Source organism: Robbsia andropogonis, assembly GCF_000970345.1.
In the GTDB taxonomy this organism is placed as follows: Bacteria; Pseudomonadota; Gammaproteobacteria; order Burkholderiales; family Burkholderiaceae; genus Robbsia; species Robbsia andropogonis.
This window is the reverse complement of sequence record NZ_LAQU01000004.1, coordinates 1-12672: the sequence shown is the minus strand read 5'-3', so window position 1 is coordinate 12672 and position 12672 is coordinate 1. Positions and strand designations below refer to the sequence as shown.

The window sequence follows — 12672 nt, the reverse complement described above, 5'->3', positions numbered from 1 at the left end:
CGGAGAACACGCATGAGCGATGCATCGAAAAACACGCCGCTGGCCCAGCAAAAGGACAGCGCGAGTGAAGACGGCAAAGAGGAAATCTTTGATTTTCCCTGCGACTTTCCACTGAAAGTAATGGGCCAGGCCGGACCGGACTTCCAGGAAACCGTCTTGAAGCTGGTCGAGCAGTACGATGCCACGCTGGACCGTTCCAAGGTCGAGGTTCGGCCTTCGAGCAGTGGCAAATACACCGGCCTGACGGTCATCATCCGTGCCCAGAGCCGTGCGCAACTGGACGATATCTACCGTGCAGTCACAGCGCATCCAACGGTCAAGTTCGTGCTGTAGTCTTGTGCGGCGGTGCTTGAGCGGCGGTATGCACGACGACGGTGCCGAGGGGCACCGTCGCGGGCGTGCTATCCGGCTCATGCACTTCTTCCCGCAGCCAGGTTAGAAATGCCTCCACGCGGGGAGTGCTTTTCAGGGATGGCGGACATACCACCGACGTCTCGGCCCCGTCGCTCGCATCCACGTCGAACAGTCGCACCAGGCGACCGTCGCGCAGATCATCGGCGGCCAGCGAAGAGCGGACCAGCGCAATCCCCTGGCCGCGGATGGCGGCATCGAGCAAGTGACTCGAATCCATATAGCGTGGGCCGTGTTGCGGTTCGGGCACATCTTTCAGGCCCGCGGCATCGAACCAAAGTCGCCACGGCTCATCGCCTGACGATTGCAGCAGCCGATACGACAACATCTCGCGCGGACTCGTCGGCAGGCGTCCACCTTTGAGCAGGGGACTGCAGGCGGGAAAGTACACGTCGCGGACAAGCGTTTCCGTGTACAGCCCCGGATAAGGGCCTTTTCCATGACGCATGCCGATATCCACCTCGCCGCGTGCGAAATCGGCGTATTCGGCCGAGGCACGCACTTCGATATCGATTTCCGGGTGTCGTTCGATGAATCGGCCGATGCGCGGCATCAGCCAACGTGACGCCAGCGACGGCAAGACGCTCACGACCAGCCGTTGCCCGCGACCACCGTTACGCACATTGGTGGTGGCTTCGACCAGCGTCCGTAGCGCGTCGCGCACCTGCAACGCGTAGCGCTCGCCTGCCTCCGTGAGTACCACCCGCTTGCCTGTCCGTGCAAACAACGTGGTCTGCAACTCTTCTTCCAAGCCGCGGATCTGATGACTGACCGCGCCGTGGGTTACATACAACTCATCAGCGGCTTTTGAAAAGCTCTGATGCCGCGCCGCGGCTTCGAAAGCACGCAGTGTCGTCAGGTTCGGCAGGCGATGAGCATCCAACGGTGAAAATTCCTCACATGATGTGGCTGAATTTATCGTTTTTCCTTACATCAGACAATTCTTATTATGCAAGGACAGTCAAGCCAGGGAAAGTGCTGGCGCGATGTACCAGGCAAAATGAGGCGTAGTGATGAATACCTTGAAGAAGCTCGCGGTTCAGACCCTTTTCGCCGTTCCGGCGGGGCAGACGCAGCTGTGGGAAGTTGGCACGCGGGGCCGCGTCGCGGCACGTGCGGGTCGTATATGGGTCACACGGGAAGGCGATCCCGCGGATTACTGGCTGGACCAAGGGCTCACGCTGCAGGTTGCACCGGGTGACCGGCTGTGGGTGGGTGTCGATGGAGATCGTGACGCGTGCGTATCGCTGTCGAGCGACAGCGCGGACCCCCGGTGGCGTCAGCGTCTGCAAGGCCTGTTATCGCCCCATACTGCGCCAAGCCGTGTGATGTAAGGCGCGATTCGTCATGGCGGGGCAGCTTCGGCGAGGCGCAATACTGTACAGCGGCGCCGGGTTTTCGAATTCCAGTACACTTGCGCCATGACGACGACGCTTCCTGTTTCTCTTGATCTTGCGGTGCAAATAAGCAACGGTATCGCCGTGAAGTGGTGCGGCGAACGCGATTATGCCGCGTGTTTCGACGCCATGCGCGTGTTCACCGATACCCGTGCGGCTGACACTGCCGACGAGCTATGGCTGGTTTCCCATCCGCCTGTCTATACACTGGGTCTCGCCGGAGATCCAGGGCACCTGCTGCGTCGGGATGCCGCCATTCCATTGGTCAAGACCGATCGGGGCGGACAAATCACGTATCACGGGCCGGGTCAGGTGGTGGCGTATTTGCTGATCGACCTGCGGCGCAGGGGTCTGATGGTCAAGGAGTACGTGCGTCGGATCGAGCAGGCCGTCATCGACACGCTGGCGGCGTATAATCTGGCTGGTGAACGCCATCCGGGCGCGCCGGGTATCTACTTGGTGGACGGGACGTTGGCGGGCGCGAAAATCGCCGCACTCGGGCTGAAGATCCGCCAGGGGTGCAGCTACCATGGGGTCAGTCTGAATGTCGGGATGGATTTACGTCCATTCGACGATATCAATCCGTGCGGATACGCCGGACTGAAGACCACCGATATGGCCAGCGCGGGCGTGCAAGCCGAATGGCGCGAGGTGGCGGCGCGGCTGGCCGACCGACTGGCGGCGAATCTCCCCGAACGGAATCTTTGAGATGAGCATAGTACAGAACGGCGCTGAAACAGTGCCGGCCGCGGTGTCGAATGGCAACACCGCAGGCGTTGGGACGGATGCCGTTACCACGCCGGTTTACGATGCCACGCAGAAACAGAAGGCCCAGGCGAAGACGTCGCGGATTCCGATCAAGGTCATCCCGATCGAAAAGCTGAAAAAACCCGAGTGGATCCGTGTGAAAGCGGCCACAGGGAGTTCGCGCTTCAACGAGATCAAGCAGATCTTGCGCGAGCACCAATTGCATACGGTCTGTGAAGAAGCAAGCTGTCCGAATATCGGCGAATGCTTCGGCAAGGGTACGGCCACCTTCATGATCATGGGCGACAAGTGTACGCGGCGTTGTCCTTTCTGCGATGTCGGTCATGGCCGACCCGACCCGCTCGATACCAAGGAACCGGAGAACCTGGCGCGGACCATCGCGGCGCTGAAGTTGCGTTACGTCGTCATCACCAGCGTCGACCGAGATGACCTGCGTGATGGCGGGGCCGCACACTTCGTCGAGTGCATCGAACGTACGCGGGCGTTGTCACCGGCGACACGGATCGAGATCTTGACGCCGGACTTCCGCGGTCGCCTGGATCGGGCTTTGGGCATCCTGAATGCCGCACCGCCGGATGTGATGAATCACAACCTTGAAACGGTGCCGCGTCTCTACAAGGAAGCGCGCCCCGGTTCCGACTACGCGCACTCACTGAAGCTGTTGAAGGATTTCAAGGCGCTGCATCCGGAAGTACAAACAAAGTCGGGCCTGATGGTCGGCCTCGGGGAAACCGAGGAAGAGATCCTGCAGGTCATGCGCGACATGCGCGAGCATAACGTCGACATGTTGACGATCGGCCAGTATTTGCAGCCGTCGGAGCACCATCTACCGGTTCGTGAATATGTCCATCCGGACACATTCAAGCGTTATGAGACGGCTGCTTACGAAATGGGCTTCACCCACGCGGCAGTCGGCGCAATGGTGCGTTCAAGTTATCACGCCGATGTACAGGCCCACGAAGCCGGCCTGGTATTCTGACCAACTGAACGGATCAAGCGATCACGGGTCCGTCGCCGTCTAGCCGCGGCGGCGGACCCGTGTTTCCTTGACGAGGACGGGATCGTCATCCAGCGCAAGGCGTCCCGTGGCAGCCAGTTCGCGACAGCGCCACCCGACAATCGCATCGCTGACCGCGGTATCCGCATGCTGACGCAGACGTGCCGCCAATTCCAGATATGGCATCCATTCGGTGGTGGCGTACTCCAATGCGGCGGCATCGATCTCGGCAAACGTACCGCTTGCGAAGGTATTCGTGCGTAAACGGCGAACATCGTTATCGAGCTGTTTCAACTCCTGCCATTCCAGGGCAAGCCGGCTGATGCGGAGTATTGAAATGGGCGCGATGGCGTGCAAGCCATCACTGACCGCGGCGAGTGATGCGGCATGCGCGGCCCTATCGTAGCCGGGGTGCCGTGCGTCGAGCTCGCCGATGGGACGATCGCTTTGGATGGCGATTTCGTTCAACCGTTGCGGCATGTTGCGCAGCCGATAAGCAAGGCGGCGCAGCAGCAACTGGTCTGCCGCATGTCGGGTATGCCAAAAGACAACCTCCCCCTCATTGTCGACGGTCAGCGTCTTCAGGGTATGGTCATTGATCGCAAATGCATCAGTAATCGTTTGTGACATGCCGCGCTCACCTGCGCCCAGCACGCGTTGCCAGAAACCCACGCGCGCTTCCGCGCTCTCGTCTATGTGTCGCAGCGGTCCGACTGTCAGGTCGTCGTGCAGCACGACCACTGGATCGCCGCGACGCGCGGCATTGGCCGGCAGCGCGAGTGCCTCGTCGAGCAACGTGGCGGCGCGGTCGCCATTGACTACATGTGTGAACACCATTGCTTCCTTCCTGCCTGGCCTGCATTACGTGTCGTACGCCTTGTCGTCTGTCCGTGAGGTCGGCCAGATGGCGTAACGACGCCTCTGCATCGCTACGCCGCATCGCCCTACACTCGCCCGCCGATGGCGTTGTTATAGTCTAGGCGATCGTACGGAATCGGACCATGCCGGCCGGTCCGGTCTTGCCAATGCTAGAGTGCTCGACATCTAGAAAAAAGGATACGCCATGTCCGTCAATCCGGTTTCCGAAGTGTCCAGCGGCGGCGCGGCGCGTGACAGTGATGCGCGTAGTGACGATGCCACGGCGCGTGCGCCGCGGTTAACATTTGTCCTGGGGGGGGCCCGTTCGGGAAAGAGCCGCTTTGCCGAGGAATGGGCCGCAGCATTGGCGACGCGCTCAGTCACGTCGCCAACGGCGGCGCCTGCCCGCGCTGACGCCGCGCATGCGGTCGCATCCGACGCCAGCGATTCTCATGTTAACGGGAGCGTCGCCCCGACCATTACGTATATTGCAACATCGGCTTGCGTCCCCGGTGACATTGCATTCGCGGGACGGATTGCGTTGCATCGCGCGCGCAGGCCGGCCGCATGGGGGCTGATTGAAGCGGATCACGACCTTGCAGGCGCGCTACGTTCCGCGGATGCCGAGGGGGAGGGCATCGTGCTGATCGATTGTCTGACGTTGTGGCTGACGCGATTGCTGTGCCCGATGGACGCGGATGCGCCCCGCGAGGACTGGCAGGCACGGCTATCGGATTTCGATGTGGCCTTGGCGCAAAGCCGGAGTCGAGTCGTGTTGGTCAGCAACGAAATCGGACTGGGTGTGGTGCCGATGGGGGCGGTCACACGATTGTTCGTCGATGAACTAGGGCGATTGAACCAGCGTGTTGCCGCGGCGAGTGATCGTGTGGTGTTGACGGTCGCGGGGTTGCCATTGGATTTGAAGGGCGGCATTGCCGCTTCACGGCTGGGCGTTTGATGAAGCCAACTGACGGTGAGGCGTGTGTCGCGGGAAAGGACGATAGGCCGATGCCGCATATCGGGCGTCGATGCGTCCGTCTTTGGCTGGCCGCATTGCTGTCTGGCGCGATGGGGTTCTGCCCGGTCGCTTCGTTCGCGCAACATCCCGGCGCCCGTGCCGATGGCGCAGGCTATCGCGCGGAAGACAACGATGCGTCGTGCAGCGCCGTGGCAAGTCCTTGGTGCACGCGCGACGACGCCGGTCGCCTTGTCAGTTTGCGAAGGCCGGCGCGACGGATCGTCAGTCTTGCCCCCCATGTCACGGAATTGGTCTATGCAGCCGGCGGGGGCGCGTGGCTGGTCGGCGCCGTCAATTACAGCGACTATCCGCCCGCAGCGCGGACGTTGCCGCGCGTAGGGGGCTACGCATCGATTGACATCGAGCGTATTGCCGCGCTGCATCCGGATCTCATCGTGGCTTGGCGCTATGGCAATGCCGATCGGCAATTGGATGCCTTGACCGCGCTAGGCATTCCGGTTTTCGTCAGTGAGCCGAGGCATGTCGACGATATCGGCACTTCGCTGCGACGCTTAGGCGCGCTACTCGGCACCGCTTCGACCGCGAACCAGGAGGCGGCGCGGTTGGAAACGGGTTTTGCGGCATTGCGGGAACGCTACGCGCGGCGTTCCCGGATCAGCGTGTTTTATCAAGTCTGGACGCACCCGTTGATGACATTGAGTGGGCGGCAGATTACAAGCGATGTCATTGCACTTTGTGGGGGCCGTAACGTATTTGCAGATCTCCCTGGCGTGGCGCCGACTGTGTCAGCCGAGGCGGTGATCGCCGCCGCGCCACAGGCGATCGTCGCGCCGGCGGCAGGCGCGACGCGGAACGGAAATACGGCGATGGTAACGGACTGGACTGCATGGCAGGCCTGGCCGTTGTTGCCTGCGGTGGCGGCAGGCAATCTCTTTTCGATCGATGGCGACCTTATCAGTCGACCCGGACCGCGCCTGCTCGATGGGGCACGTCTGCTATGCGAAGACCTGGATCGCGCACGCCGGCGCCTGGGGCCATGAGGGTGGTCAGGTACGGCCCGCGGGCCGTCTTATTGCGCCGCCGCATTCGACATTTACCGCAGTTAGCCGTCCCACTGCCGTAAGGTCCACGATGGTGACGGGCGCGAACCGCGATGCCGCAACGTCACGGCGCCACCGAAATCGAGTGGCCATTGCAGCGTGGCGGTCAATGGCAGGTCGAGTGCCAGCGCGGTCAAGACGCGAATGGGGCCGGCATGCCCGATAAGCAGCAGGCAGGGCGGTGGTGCGGGCTCGTCGGTCTCTTCTTCATGGTTTGCGCTGTCGAGTGTCGTGGTCAGCTCTCGCAGCCAGGCGCCGCAACGGTCGGCCAGCATTTGCACGCTTTCACCGTGGTGTGGCCGGCCATTGAGGATATCGGCTGCCCATGCGTCGATCTGATGGCGGGGAATGTCGTCCCAGCGCTGCATTTCCCACTGGCCGAAGTCGAGTTCCGCCAACCTTGGCTCGATGACAGGCGAAGCAGGCAGGCGTGCTTTCGACGCGGCGTGCTCATGCGGATGAGCGAACGTCAACGATGCGTGTTGCTGTCGACGTGGATCGTCACGCGGATCGTGCAAGCCAGGCGATGGCAATGCCCGGGTCAGGGCGTGCGCAACGTCTGCGCATCGTTGCAATGGGCTCGCGAAACAAGCATGCACGAGGCCACGTTCGCGGAGGTGGGCTGTGATGTTCGCGACGGCCAAGGCTATCGTCGCAGTTTGCGGCGGGATGGCGAGGTCCGTCGTACCGACCACCGAATGCTGAGATTCGGCCGTGTCCGCGGGGAAGCGCGGAAGGAGCGCGACGTCGGTCTGGCCGTAGCAGACGCCAGACGGCACGTCGACTGCCGGATGACGAATCAGGACGAGATCCATGCGAGCACGATCAGATAGATACCCATTTCGAACAATTGCTGTGCGAGTCCTAGGCAATCACCGGTGTAACCGCCGATGCGCCGCAGCCACCATCGTCCCAGCAGCCAATGCAGCACCGCGCCTGCCCCGATCAGTACGAGTCCGAGCGCGATGCCATGCCAAAACAGGCCAGGCAGGCCTAGTACCAGGGCGATGATGACGCCCTTGGTCGCCCTGGTGGCGTGTTCAGCGCGAACGTCGTTGCCACTGCCGCGTTGGAACGGCCGTGCCTTTGCATCGATCGCCGAACCGGTGGCGTCCTCCTCCGCGATGCTCGGTGTTCCGCTGTCGGCCGGGCGCCTATCGACATGCCCGGCATCCTGCCCCTTATCCTTGGGCGTCCGGGCGTAATCGAGTGTTGCCGTGAACACGATGGCTCCCGCGCGGCTGGCGGCATGGGCGACGATCATCCACGCTGCGACGAATCCGTAGCCATAGGCGGCGAGACCCTGCAGCGTTTGCCATTTCAGCGTCAACGTGACGATCAAGCCGATGGCACCGAACGCGCCGATCCGGGAGTCTTTCAGGATGCGCAGCACGTCGGTGCGCTGATAACCGCCGCCGAATGCGTCGCAGCAGTCGGCCAGCCCGTCTTCGTGTAGCGCGCCGGTCGCGAGAAGCGTCGCGATTATCGATAGCAGAACGGCGACCGAAAGCGGCAGGACATGACTGCCAATACCGAAAGTCAACGCCCCCAGCGCACCGACGACGGCGCCCACGACAGGAAAATAGCGTGCTGAACGCGCAAGCCGCGCATCGGTGAACGCGACGCCGTGCGGCACAGGAAAGCGTGTGAAGTAGCCGAATGCGATGACGATCGTTCGGGCCTCTTCCCGCCAATCGAGGCTATCGTGTTTCTCTTGCGCGCGCGTCATGCGTTGCGGCCGTCGACGCTAGCCGATGCAAAACTCGCCATATCGGAAAGCATGGCGCATGCTGCGCGAAGCAGCGGTAGCGCGAGCGCCGCACCGGTCCCCTCGCCGAGTCGAAGGCCCAGGCGCAATAGCGGATGCGCGTTGAAATAGGCGAGCATTGCCTGGTGTCCTTTCTCGTCGGATTCGTGAGAAAAGACGCAGTAATCGCGGGTAGCGGGAACGAGCGCGCAGGCGGCCAGCAAAGCGGACGAGACGACGAAACCGTCGACGAGAATCGTCATCCCCTTTGCCGCCGCGGCAAGGAAGGCGCCCGTCATCGCCGCAATCTCGAATCCACCGAACGTTGCCAGGGTCTGTTGCGCCCGCTCAATCGGATCGACGATGCTATCGAGCACCGGGCCATGTAGCGCCAGGGCGGCAGTCAGCACGTCGCGCTTGCGGGCCAAACCGGTATCGTCCAGTCCCGTGCCACGTCCGACGCAATCGGCAATTGGCTCACCGGTAAAGCGATGCATCAAGCACGCGGCGGCTGATGTGTTGCCAATCCCTATTTCCCCGAAGCCGATCGTGTTGCAACCTCGTGCCACCTGTTTTTCGACCGCACGGGCACCTGCTTCCATGGCGTGCTGCAATTGCGGCACGGACATTGCCGGTTCGCGAGAGAAATCCGCTGTTCCAGCGGCCACCGCGTCACGAGTCAGTAATGATCTTGCCGGCGCCGCTTCGAGATCGAGATCTTTTGGCAATGGATTGGCAATGCCCACGTCGACGATCGCGCAATGCATATCCGACGCGCTACAGAACGCGTTGATCGCTGCACCTCCGGCGACGAAATTGGCCACCATCTGCGCGGTTACCGACTGTGGAAATGGACTCACGCCCTGAGCGGTGACGCCATGGTCTCCGGCGAATACCACGAGGGTCGGGCACAGGATGCGGGGGGTGTCGCTACGTTGTATCAAGGCGATCTGCAACGCCAAGGTTTCCAGGGCGCCGAGACTTCCCAGTGGTTTTGTTTTGTTATCGATAAGCGATTGCACCGCCGGACCCCTGCTCTTATCCACGCTTGCTACCCTTGGCAGTTGCACGAATGGAAACGCCCGCGAGACGACGGGCACGGAAGAACCCGTTATCGGAGGCGTTGGTATGGCTGGCAATGCTTTGGACATAAATGTGCGGTTCGTCAGATGTCGATATTGGCCAGTGCGGCTCACGCAACGCATTATGTGGCGCGCAAATCCGACATGCAATGTATGGGGCCCGGGAGGGGCGTACCACAGCGGACATGTCCAGAACCAGGTCGGCGGAAACGTGATTCTCTCATAGGCATTTGTGTCCGATCTGGAACGAGGTGTGCCGGAATGCCGGGCGAAATGAAATGTGCGCCTCTGTATCAAGCCCTTCACCGGGTCTTGCGTGATCCGGCAAATACTCGTTGGTCTCCTCCTGCCTAAAGACAAGCGATGAAAGATAGATATCGATTACAGTCGTTGGATTGGCATTCATGGGTGAAGCGCAGGTGTAGGGCGAGATGGTGTGCCCTCAATCTTGCCCGTTCGCCAACGGTGTTTCCGGGGGATGCAGAAGATGAACGTTTCGGCATTGCCGACGTCGCGTCCGCGCGAAATGGGCGGTCTGGAGGGGGCGTATCCAAAAGGCAAAGTGGGTGTCCGTGCAAATTTTATTTCACAGTTCGGGAAACGTACCAAGGCAAGTATCCGAGCGAAATTTGAGCATCCGTTCCGGCTGATCAAACAGCAGTTCGGGTTTGTCAACGTGCGCTACCGTGGCTTGAAGAAAAACACCGCGCAGCTCGCGACTTTGTTTGCTCTGTCCAACTTGTGGATGACGCGTCGCAAATTAATAAAGGTGTGAGCAAGATGCGCTGGATCGAGGTGCAAACAAGCGACATTGCAACAAAAAGCGCAGCCAAAGAACCGTCAGATTGCTCTGTTCGAAACCAACTCGACGAATAAGCAAGCCGAGAATCATCTGAGACTTGCCCATGCACGCTCGAAAGTGCTTTGTTCAGACCATCCCTAGTTGTTAGGGATTCATTTCCTTAGTAACGTAGCTAACGCGTGAAGTTGGCCGCCTGGGGAGTACGGTCGCAAGATTAAAACTCAAAGGAATTGACGGGGACCCGCACAAGCGGTGGATGATGTGGATTAATTCGATGCAACGCGAAAAACCTTACCTACCCTTGACATGGTCGGAACCCTTGAGAGATCAGGGGGTGCTCGAAAGAGAACCGATACACAGGTGCTGCATGGCTGTCGTCAGCTCGTGTCGTGAGATGTTGGGTTAAGTCCCGCAACGAGCGCAACCCTTGTTGACACCCTGCAACTCGAGTGCATGAAGTTGGAATCGCTAGTAATCGCGGATCAGCATGCCGCGGTGAATACGTTCCCGGGTCTTGTACACACCGCCCGTCACACCATGGGAGCGGGTTTCACCAGAAGTAGGTAGCTTAACCGCAAGGAGGGCGCTTACCACGGTGGGATTCGTGACTGGGGTGAAGTCGTAACAAGGTAGCCGTATCGGAAGGTGCGGCTGGATCACCTCCTTTCTCGAGCTTGAAGCATAAGTTGCTAAAGCGCTCACGCTTATCGGCTGTCATACGACAGGCTGTAGGGTCTGTAGCTCAGTCGGTTAGAGCGCTGTCTTGATAGGGCGGGGGTCGTTGGTTCGATCCCGTCCACCTCCATCAGAAAATGGGGAACAGAAAGTCGACGAAGGGTATAAGGGCGCCAAGAAATCAAGAAGCGGTGAATGGGTCGTTGAGAGCGATTGTGTTAAGCAATGATTTTCGACCAATGGCTTGAGTGTAAGAAATAAGGTTGTGCAATGAGGTGAATGTTTATGGATTTCAAGCGTTACACGAAATTTTATCTGGTGACTCCATCTTTTATAAGTGCGCTCGTTTTTTCTACAGCGACGCAAGCTATGGAATTAGATCGAGAGCGATATTTGTATACGTTGAGCTTAGGAGGTGGGAGCGGAGAGAAAGGCGGTGTTCCTAATTTACTGGTATTTAAAAATTCTCCACAAACACGTTCGCTAAGTATTGGGATTGAGCGTTCTGTTTGGTCGGTACGGGATAACATCACAGTCAGTGGGGCAAGTTATGTGCATACGGTTTTCAGGAGGAATGGAAGTTTTGTGGTGACAGGAATTAATCCGCTAATTAATTTTCATTTCTTTAATGATAGGTTGGTTTTTAAAATTGGCTTAGGTGCCGCAGTATTAAGCAATAAGCAAGTTAGATCTGATGTTTATCAAGGAAGTTATTTAAATTTTTTGGAAACAGCTGAATTATCATTGGCCTTGCATAAGCAACTTAGCGTCTTTGTCAGGGCGCAGCATGCTTCAAATTTAGGTTTTACACGAAATAATCCAGGCTGGAATATGTATTCGGTAGGGGCGTCGTTCAAGTTTTAAGAGTAAGCGATCCGTGACGGACGTCTACAGCGTCGAGCCGCCGGTTCTTGCGTCGGATTTTCAAGGCACCGCGGTAGCAGTTGCTCATACATAGTCAGCGGCACTTGCCGCATAGGGCTGCGCCTTGAACAGCACAACCAGATCGCTGTACGCGTCAATGCCGTTGGCCTTGCACGTCTCAATGATCGAGTAGTGTTATACGGGCGTAGCCATCACTCATCAAGGCAGCGCCCTTGCGTGGGCTTGACCATAGCGCTACGCCGCGCGCAGTGCCTCGCCCCGGCGCATAGCTGAACGGCCGCACCGGATGGATGCCGTCGGTCATCTGTGTCCGCAAATAGCGCTTGGACTGGGCCGCACGTCTAGGCTCCTTGAATCGTCGACCCTGAACAACTCGTAGAGTCGCATGAGATAAGGCTTTGGCATGGTATCGGGGTTGAGGGAGTGGTAAGGAGCAGGCATATCACGCATGGAGCCCTGCAAATTCTGACGAATTTTGAATATGCCCGAAGAAAGCTTCGCCGGAAGCAGATTTCTTCCGGCAACCGCTGCGCGAACAGATCAACTTGAAGCGTGCGCAGGTGAATCTCAGTGAGCTGATTGATTGGGAGCGACTGCACGGCGTGATATGAGCCCGAGCTTCGCAGCGCGGCAGGCCAGCGCGTTCCTCGTGTTTGATCGCCGGCGCTGTATTTGCCGCATGCGTTTGACCTGTCCGGTTAGGCTTTACGTGCCTCGCTTTATTAGTACATGCGCGTCGTCTTTGGCTGTGGTTGGTCTACCCGCTCAATTTCACAAAAAACGCAAAAGTACTTGCAGGTTTGCTGGGTGTGTCCTATTATTCGGCTCCCCGCTGCAGACAAGGCGAAGCGTTTGTTGTGGTGGTGGGGCGGTGGTGAGAGAAGGTACTTGATTTGAAGGGTCCTTTCTTGTTGCTGGTGTGGGTAGGCTTGGTCTGCAGGTGCTGAGGCTGGGTGGTTGAGCGGTGTGTA

Annotated in this window: 13 protein-coding genes, 2 pseudogenes and 1 other annotated feature; of the genes and pseudogenes, 9 read left to right on the top strand and 6 right to left on the bottom strand. The window is 59.3% G+C overall.

Translation table 11 applies throughout. The features are described 5' to 3' along the window. The first annotated feature begins 12 nt into the window (after positions 1 to 12). A complete protein-coding gene (locus WM40_RS05255; protein ID WP_024905137.1) occupies positions 13 to 333 on the top strand; it encodes a YbeD family protein in 321 nt (106 codons plus the stop codon). Here the strand turns inward: WM40_RS05255 and WM40_RS05250 are convergent. Next, complete coding sequence (locus WM40_RS05250; RefSeq protein ID WP_024905136.1) at positions 317 to 1294, bottom strand: transcriptional regulator GcvA; 978 nt, start codon at positions 1292 to 1294, stop codon at positions 317 to 319. The genes WM40_RS05255 and WM40_RS05250 overlap by 17 nt on opposite strands. A gap of 130 nt (positions 1295 to 1424) precedes the next feature. On the opposite strand from WM40_RS05250, the gene WM40_RS05245 reads away from it, so the two are divergent. The 3 genes from WM40_RS05245 to lipA all read left to right on the top strand — a co-directional run bounded on the left by WM40_RS05245 (position 1425) and on the right by lipA (position 3555). Continuing rightward, entirely contained in the window at positions 1425 to 1745 is a 321-nt protein-coding gene (locus tag WM40_RS05245) for a DUF2917 domain-containing protein (RefSeq protein WP_024905135.1), read from the top strand. Between the two features lie 87 nt (positions 1746 to 1832). Beyond that, positions 1833 to 2516 carry a lipoyl(octanoyl) transferase LipB gene (gene lipB / locus WM40_RS05240; RefSeq protein ID WP_046152355.1) on the top strand — a complete coding sequence of 228 codons (684 nt, stop codon included), beginning with the start codon at positions 1833 to 1835 and terminating at the stop codon, positions 2514 to 2516. A gap of 1 nt (position 2517) precedes the next feature. Continuing rightward, positions 2518 to 3555, top strand: coding sequence for a lipoyl synthase (lipA, locus tag WM40_RS05235; RefSeq protein ID WP_236693396.1), 1038 nt, complete (start codon positions 2518 to 2520; stop codon positions 3553 to 3555). A 39-nt stretch (positions 3556 to 3594) separates the two neighbouring features. On the opposite strand, the gene WM40_RS05230 is transcribed toward lipA, so the two are convergent. Further along, on the bottom strand, positions 3595 to 4410 hold the full coding sequence (locus WM40_RS05230) for a DUF3658 domain-containing protein (protein ID WP_024905133.1): 816 nt from the start codon (positions 4408 to 4410) through the stop codon (positions 3595 to 3597). Between the two features lie 226 nt (positions 4411 to 4636). Between WM40_RS05230 and WM40_RS05225 the strand changes: the two genes are divergently transcribed. Both WM40_RS05225 and WM40_RS05220 read left to right on the top strand, forming a co-directional pair. Then, positions 4637 to 5389, top strand: a complete 753-nt coding sequence (locus WM40_RS05225; RefSeq protein ID WP_024905132.1) for a bifunctional adenosylcobinamide kinase/adenosylcobinamide-phosphate guanylyltransferase — start codon at positions 4637 to 4639, stop codon at positions 5387 to 5389. Then, complete coding sequence (locus WM40_RS05220; protein ID WP_024905131.1) at positions 5389 to 6450, top strand: cobalamin-binding protein; 1062 nt, start codon at positions 5389 to 5391, stop codon at positions 6448 to 6450. Before WM40_RS05225 ends, WM40_RS05220 begins: the two co-directional genes overlap by 1 nt. A gap of 62 nt (positions 6451 to 6512) precedes the next feature. On the opposite strand, the gene WM40_RS05215 is transcribed toward WM40_RS05220, so the two are convergent. The 3 genes from WM40_RS05215 to cobT are packed head-to-tail and all read right to left on the bottom strand — an operon-like array spanning position 6513 to position 9408. Continuing rightward, entirely contained in the window at positions 6513 to 7325 is an 813-nt protein-coding gene (locus tag WM40_RS05215) for a histidine phosphatase family protein (protein ID WP_046152354.1), read from the bottom strand. Next, entirely contained in the window at positions 7310 to 8239 is a 930-nt protein-coding gene (locus WM40_RS05210; RefSeq protein WP_024905129.1) for an adenosylcobinamide-GDP ribazoletransferase, read from the bottom strand. Before WM40_RS05210 ends, WM40_RS05215 begins: the two co-directional genes overlap by 16 nt. Then, complete coding sequence (cobT, locus tag WM40_RS05205; RefSeq protein ID WP_081765133.1) at positions 8236 to 9408, bottom strand: nicotinate-nucleotide--dimethylbenzimidazole phosphoribosyltransferase; 1173 nt, start codon at positions 9406 to 9408, stop codon at positions 8236 to 8238. Before cobT ends, WM40_RS05210 begins: the two co-directional genes overlap by 4 nt. A 481-nt stretch (positions 9409 to 9889) precedes the next feature. Between cobT and WM40_RS28590 the strand changes: the two are divergent. Then, a pseudogene (locus tag WM40_RS28590) lies at positions 9890 to 10114 on the top strand (transposase); the annotation flags it as partial. Between the two features lie 221 nt (positions 10115 to 10335). Further along, positions 10336 to 10795 (top strand) — a sequence feature (16S ribosomal RNA rRNA prediction is too short). Between the two features lie 306 nt (positions 10796 to 11101). Beyond that, positions 11102 to 11680, top strand: a complete 579-nt coding sequence (locus WM40_RS28585) for an acyloxyacyl hydrolase (RefSeq protein ID WP_157685718.1) — start codon at positions 11102 to 11104, stop codon at positions 11678 to 11680. 178 nt (positions 11681 to 11858) lie between these two features. Here WM40_RS28585 and WM40_RS29955 read toward each other — a convergent pair whose 3' ends face one another. Then, positions 11859 to 12005, bottom strand: a complete 147-nt coding sequence (locus WM40_RS29955; protein WP_157685717.1) for a hypothetical protein — start codon at positions 12003 to 12005, stop codon at positions 11859 to 11861. 175 nt (positions 12006 to 12180) lie between these two features. On the opposite strand from WM40_RS29955, the pseudogene WM40_RS31170 reads away from it, so the two are divergent. After that, positions 12181 to 12397, top strand: a pseudogene (locus WM40_RS31170) (IS5/IS1182 family transposase); the annotation flags it as partial. Positions 12398 to 12672 lie beyond the last annotated feature (275 nt).

What these genes read in the sequence shown, in the direction of transcription:
- WM40_RS05255 (WP_024905137.1), top strand. Translation starts at nt 13, where the DNA reads ATGAGCGATGCATCGAAAAACACGCCGCTGGCCCAGCAAAAGGACAGC.
- WM40_RS05245 (WP_024905135.1), top strand. Translation starts at nt 1,425, where the DNA reads ATGAATACCTTGAAGAAGCTCGCGGTTCAGACCCTTTTCGCCGTTCCG.
- lipB (WP_046152355.1), top strand. Translation starts at nt 1,833, where the DNA reads ATGACGACGACGCTTCCTGTTTCTCTTGATCTTGCGGTGCAAATAAGC.
- lipA (WP_236693396.1), top strand. Translation starts at nt 2,518, where the DNA reads ATGAGCATAGTACAGAACGGCGCTGAAACAGTGCCGGCCGCGGTGTCG.
- WM40_RS05230 (WP_024905133.1), bottom strand. Translation starts at nt 4,410, where the DNA reads ATGGTGTTCACACATGTAGTCAATGGCGACCGCGCCGCCACGTTGCTC.
- WM40_RS05225 (WP_024905132.1), top strand. Translation starts at nt 4,637, where the DNA reads ATGTCCGTCAATCCGGTTTCCGAAGTGTCCAGCGGCGGCGCGGCGCGT.
- WM40_RS05220 (WP_024905131.1), top strand. Translation starts at nt 5,389, where the DNA reads ATGAAGCCAACTGACGGTGAGGCGTGTGTCGCGGGAAAGGACGATAGG.
- WM40_RS05215 (WP_046152354.1), bottom strand. Translation starts at nt 7,325, where the DNA reads ATGGATCTCGTCCTGATTCGTCATCCGGCAGTCGACGTGCCGTCTGGC.
- WM40_RS05210 (WP_024905129.1), bottom strand. Translation starts at nt 8,239, where the DNA reads ATGACGCGCGCGCAAGAGAAACACGATAGCCTCGATTGGCGGGAAGAG.
- cobT (WP_081765133.1), bottom strand. Translation starts at nt 9,408, where the DNA reads ATGTCCAAAGCATTGCCAGCCATACCAACGCCTCCGATAACGGGTTCT.
- WM40_RS28585 (WP_157685718.1), top strand. Translation starts at nt 11,102, where the DNA reads ATGGATTTCAAGCGTTACACGAAATTTTATCTGGTGACTCCATCTTTT.
- WM40_RS29955 (WP_157685717.1), bottom strand. Translation starts at nt 12,005, where the DNA reads ATGACCGACGGCATCCATCCGGTGCGGCCGTTCAGCTATGCGCCGGGG.